The following is a 3,866-nucleotide window of genomic DNA, read 5'->3' as shown; positions in this document are numbered from 1 at the left end:
CCCAGGGGCGTTTTTTTTGGGGCATAACTGTTAACTTTCTCGTAAACTTTTCAGTGTCTACATTAGGTGTACGGAAATTGCCATGATGAGCAAACCCATCCCGACCACGCTGTACGTGTACCGTTGCACCGCATGCGGCCATGCTGGCCAGCTACACCTGGCCGAAACCGCTGCCGAGTTGACGACCGCTTGTACATGTTGCGGGGCCGAGGTCGTGGCCGAGTGGGATGGCGGCGTGGTGCTATCGACCGACAAACCAGGCCAACCACATGGAGGTGACCATGCGTAACGGCAAAGACTCTTCAACCCTGGACATATTGACCGGAGGCCTGCGCATTGGGTACGCCCGAACCAGCAAGCAGGACCAGAACCTGGACCTACAGCGAGACGCGCTTGTCGCCGCTGGTTGTACGCGGATCTATGAGGAACAGATCAGCGGGGCCAGGGCCAACCGGCCCGAGCTGGAGCAGATGCTAAAAGCACTCCGCCCAGGGGATACCGTTGTCGTGTGGCAGCTTTCCCGCTTCGGTCGCAGCCTCTCCCACCTGCTCCAGCTCATGGCGCAACTGGAAGCCATGCAGGTTCGCTTTGAATCGCTCACCGAGCACATCGACACCAGCACGGCGGGCGGACGGATGCAGTTGAACGTCTTCGCCACCCTGGCGGAGTACGAACGCGAGCTAAACCGCGAACGGACCATGGCCGGCCTGGAGGCCGCCCGCGCACGTGGGCGCAAAGGGGGTCGCAAGCCGACGCTTGGAGCGAAGGAGATCCGCGATATCAAGATCCTGCTGGCCGATCCCTTGACGACCGTCAGCGACGTGGCCGCCAGGTTCAAAGTCAGCAGAACCACCATCTACAAGTATCTGAGCAAGGAGGCCCAGCATGTCGTCCAATGAGTTGTTTGATATCGATCCCGACCTGGCCACCTCGCCACTGCCGAAACGTCGCTCTGCGGCCAAAGCCCCCTTGGTCGGGCAGGACGCAATCAACATCGACAAGTGGCGCAAGCGCATTGAGGCCGAAGCCCGGCCAGGCGAAACCTACCAGCAGGCGGCGGAGCGGCTGAAACGCGAAGAGGCGAAGCAGCCGAAGGACAAGACACCAGGGCGCGAGGCGGTGAAGGCCTCAGCGGGCCGCAAGCAAGTTGTGGTGCTCGAAACGCAGCTCGATTTCTGGATTGCGACCGGCCTGCCGGCGATCCCCAAGGACGAGCGGCCTACAATGGAGCACCCGATCTACGCCGTGGAAGACGGAGACACCAGGCAGATCACCTACGAGCACAACGGGAACAAGATCGAGATCATTCCCAGCGTTGCCGGTCGGGCGACCCAGCATGACAAGGATATCGTGCTGTTTTGCGTGTCGAAGCTGGTGGCCGCGATCAACGCCGGCATAGCCGTATCACCGACTATCGAGACGACCGCTCACGAACTGTTGAGCTTCACGCGCAGCAGTACCAGCGAGCGCGGCTATGAGCTGCTTAGCAAGGCGTTCGACAGGCTCACCGGTACTCGCATGCGGGCCACCTTTGAATCGACGAAAGACCGTGACGGTAGCCGGCGCTGGGTGGGCCTGCTCGATGACGTGGAGATCATCACCAGGGGCGCCAAGAACCGCATGTGCGCCATTCGGATCAAGGTATCCGACACCACATTTAACGCTGCGAAAGCCATGGATGTGTTGACCATTCCGGGCGACTATTTCGGGCTACGCAGCGCCATCGCCAAACGCATCTATGAGCTTTGCCGAAAGCATTGCGGCGGCCAGGGCCAATGGAAGATCGGCCTGACTCTGCTGCAAAAGAAGGTCGGAAGCGCCCAGGCGGAAAAGAAGTTTCGCGCCAAGGTCAAGGAGCTGGCCGAGGCCGGCAGCTTGCTCGACTACTACATGACCTACCTGCCCGACGAAGACGCGGTGTTGTTCTTCAACAAGTCCGACGCCGGCAAAGCGGCCTTGCTCAAAGCCACGCGCAACGGTATCAAGACGCCACGCAAAGCAAAGGCCGCACCCGCTGCATGAGTCATGGCAATTCGTCACTCCAGGGACCGGAAGGGGTCAATCCACTGATGTGTAAGGGTTTTTCTCTATTGATTCATGCGTTCTTGAGCTGTACCGCAGCCCCTTCGGGGGCTTTATCTGCGCATTCGTCACTCCAGGGACCGCGCCCAATTTCGCGGCCTAGCCGGTTCGTCACTCCAGGGACCGCGATTCGTCACTCTAGGGACCGCCGATTCGTCACTTCGGGGACTGGGGTTCGTCACTCCAGGGACCGCCTATTTCGTCACTCCGGGGACCAGAACCACCCGCCAGCCCAGGTAAATCAAGGCCTCGCAAAACGCTAACAACGCGCGCGCGTATTAACCTTTTAACTTAAACCTTTAACGGCTCTGATTTGACTGAGCTTGTGGATAACTCACGGATAGCGTTCGACACCGGCACCGTGCACGCGCCACGGGATCACTCCGGGTTGTCCTGATTGCCCCACTGGTACTCCCACACCAGTCCAGCGCGGCGTTGCTCATAGTCAAACGGCTTGATGATCCCCGAAACGAACAGGGCCGACAGCAAGCCCTGCGCCATGCCGTAGTAGACCGTGCGGTCGTGGCTCATGCCGTCCGGGCAGTCATTCTTAGGAGGCAACGGTGCGAAGGGTGGCTGGTCGTCATACATGGCAGCAACTCCTATGGAGGCGGGGCATTGAAGTATAGGAGGGTGGAATCGAACGGCTGCTGCGCTCTGGTGCGGTGGCTCGCCCGCCGCGCTGGAGCGGAGCCAACAAGGCCAACTGGCCGCGTTAGGCTGTATTGTATTTTGTAGTATGTTGTATAATACTACACGCTACAACATACAAAGGAGCACGCCCCATGGCACTCACCAAGGAAATGATCTGGAAGGCCGCCGACGAACTGGACGCTGACGGCACTAAGCCCACCCTGGCCAACGTGCGCAAGCGCCTGGGTGGCGTCGGCAGCTTTACGACCATTCAGGAGGCCATGAGCGAGTGGAAGAACCGCAAGCAGCAAGAGGCCCAGCCACTCATCGACCCACCACCACCTGCCCTGGCCCAGTTGCTGGAGAACTTCGGCGCCGATATCTGGAACCTGGCCCGTGTTGCTGCCGACCAGGCCCTGGACGGAAAGCGCCGAGTGATCGAAGAGAATGCCGCGCAGATCCGCGAGCAGGCCGAGGAAGCGATTGCCCTAGCTGATAGCATGGATGCAGAGCTGCACGACCTGCGCGCCAAGATCGCGGGCCTGGAGGAAACCGCAGCGCTGTACCGCGAGCTACAGGCCAACTATCACGCCCTGGAAGAACGTGCCGAGCTGGAGTTGAAGCACCAGAAGGACCACAGCGCCCAGGAGATCCACCGGGCTGTCACCAGGGCCAACGAAAAGGACTCCGAAGCTATCGAGGCACGCAAGAGCGAACGCCAGGCCCTGGACCGCGCAGCACGCGCCGAAGGTCAGGTAGAGGCTCTGGAAAAACAGCTTGGCCTGGCTAAGAAGGGCAAGTAACCCACAAACGAAAGGGAGATCAATCACATGGATAGCACTAATCTGGATTGGCTTTGCCGCGTGGCTGGCTTATCACGGCCCCATGCAAGAGACGGGCTTCGATTGGCTACTGTTCGCCTTTGTCGTAGTCATTCCCAAAGGCTTTCGGGGCGCTCTGTACGCCTCGACGGCGCCTCAAAACAGATTCAGCGAGGGTTACAGCGCCAAGGATAAGCGCCTGCCATTGTACTGGGTTTTAACCCTGCTCTTGTTCGCTATCAACCTGGGCCGAACCATCACCGACTTAATGAGTTGATCGGTATCAGCACTTCCCCAAGCCCGCGATGCGGGCTTTTTCTTGGTGCGCCA

General features: G+C 59.8%; 5 protein-coding genes. 4 read left to right on the top strand and 1 reads right to left on the bottom strand.

Annotated elements, in window-relative coordinates:
• Positions 1–85: 85 nt before the first annotated feature.
• From NA637_RS24170 to NA637_RS24160, 3 genes are read left to right on the top strand one after another with little or no spacing between them, the layout of a single operon-like run.
• On the top strand, positions 86–289 hold the full coding sequence (locus tag NA637_RS24170; protein WP_256075034.1) for a zinc ribbon domain-containing protein: 204 nt from the start codon (positions 86–88) through the stop codon (positions 287–289).
• A complete protein-coding gene (locus NA637_RS24165) occupies positions 282–899 on the top strand; it encodes a recombinase family protein (protein WP_015272392.1) in 618 nt (205 codons plus the stop codon). Before NA637_RS24170 ends, NA637_RS24165 begins: the two co-directional genes overlap by 8 nt.
• Complete coding sequence (locus tag NA637_RS24160; RefSeq protein ID WP_015272393.1) at positions 886–2,022, top strand: replication initiator protein A; 1,137 nt, start codon at positions 886–888, stop codon at positions 2,020–2,022. Before NA637_RS24165 ends, NA637_RS24160 begins: the two co-directional genes overlap by 14 nt.
• 438 nt (positions 2,023–2,460) lie before the next feature.
• Here the strand turns inward: NA637_RS24160 and NA637_RS24155 are convergent, their stop codons facing one another.
• Positions 2,461–2,673: a hypothetical protein gene (locus NA637_RS24155; protein ID WP_015272394.1), complete on the bottom strand. Its 213-nt coding sequence runs from the start codon at positions 2,671–2,673 to the stop codon at positions 2,461–2,463.
• Between the two features lie 194 nt (positions 2,674–2,867).
• Between NA637_RS24155 and NA637_RS24150 the strand changes: the two genes are divergently transcribed.
• Positions 2,868–3,518 (top strand): DNA-binding protein, encoded by a 651-nt coding sequence (locus NA637_RS24150; protein WP_015272395.1) that lies wholly within the window; start codon positions 2,868–2,870, stop codon positions 3,516–3,518.
• Positions 3,519–3,866: the final 348 nt, after the last annotated feature.

The sequence above is a fragment of the Stutzerimonas stutzeri genome (genome assembly GCF_024448935.1).
Lineage (GTDB): Bacteria > Pseudomonadota > Gammaproteobacteria > Pseudomonadales > Pseudomonadaceae > Stutzerimonas > Stutzerimonas stutzeri_AO.
Note: the sequence above shows the minus strand (reverse complement) of the source record. Positions and strands in the feature narration are given on the sequence as shown.

Bases quoted from the DNA above. Each gene is read 5' to 3' on its own strand.
- NA637_RS24170 (WP_256075034.1), top strand. From the start codon at position 86: ATGAGCAAACCCATCCCGACCACGCTGTACGTGTACCGTTGCACCGCA.
- NA637_RS24165 (WP_015272392.1), top strand. From the start codon at position 282: ATGCGTAACGGCAAAGACTCTTCAACCCTGGACATATTGACCGGAGGC.
- NA637_RS24160 (WP_015272393.1), top strand. From the start codon at position 886: ATGTCGTCCAATGAGTTGTTTGATATCGATCCCGACCTGGCCACCTCG.
- NA637_RS24155 (WP_015272394.1), bottom strand. From the start codon at position 2,673: ATGTATGACGACCAGCCACCCTTCGCACCGTTGCCTCCTAAGAATGAC.
- NA637_RS24150 (WP_015272395.1), top strand. From the start codon at position 2,868: ATGGCACTCACCAAGGAAATGATCTGGAAGGCCGCCGACGAACTGGAC.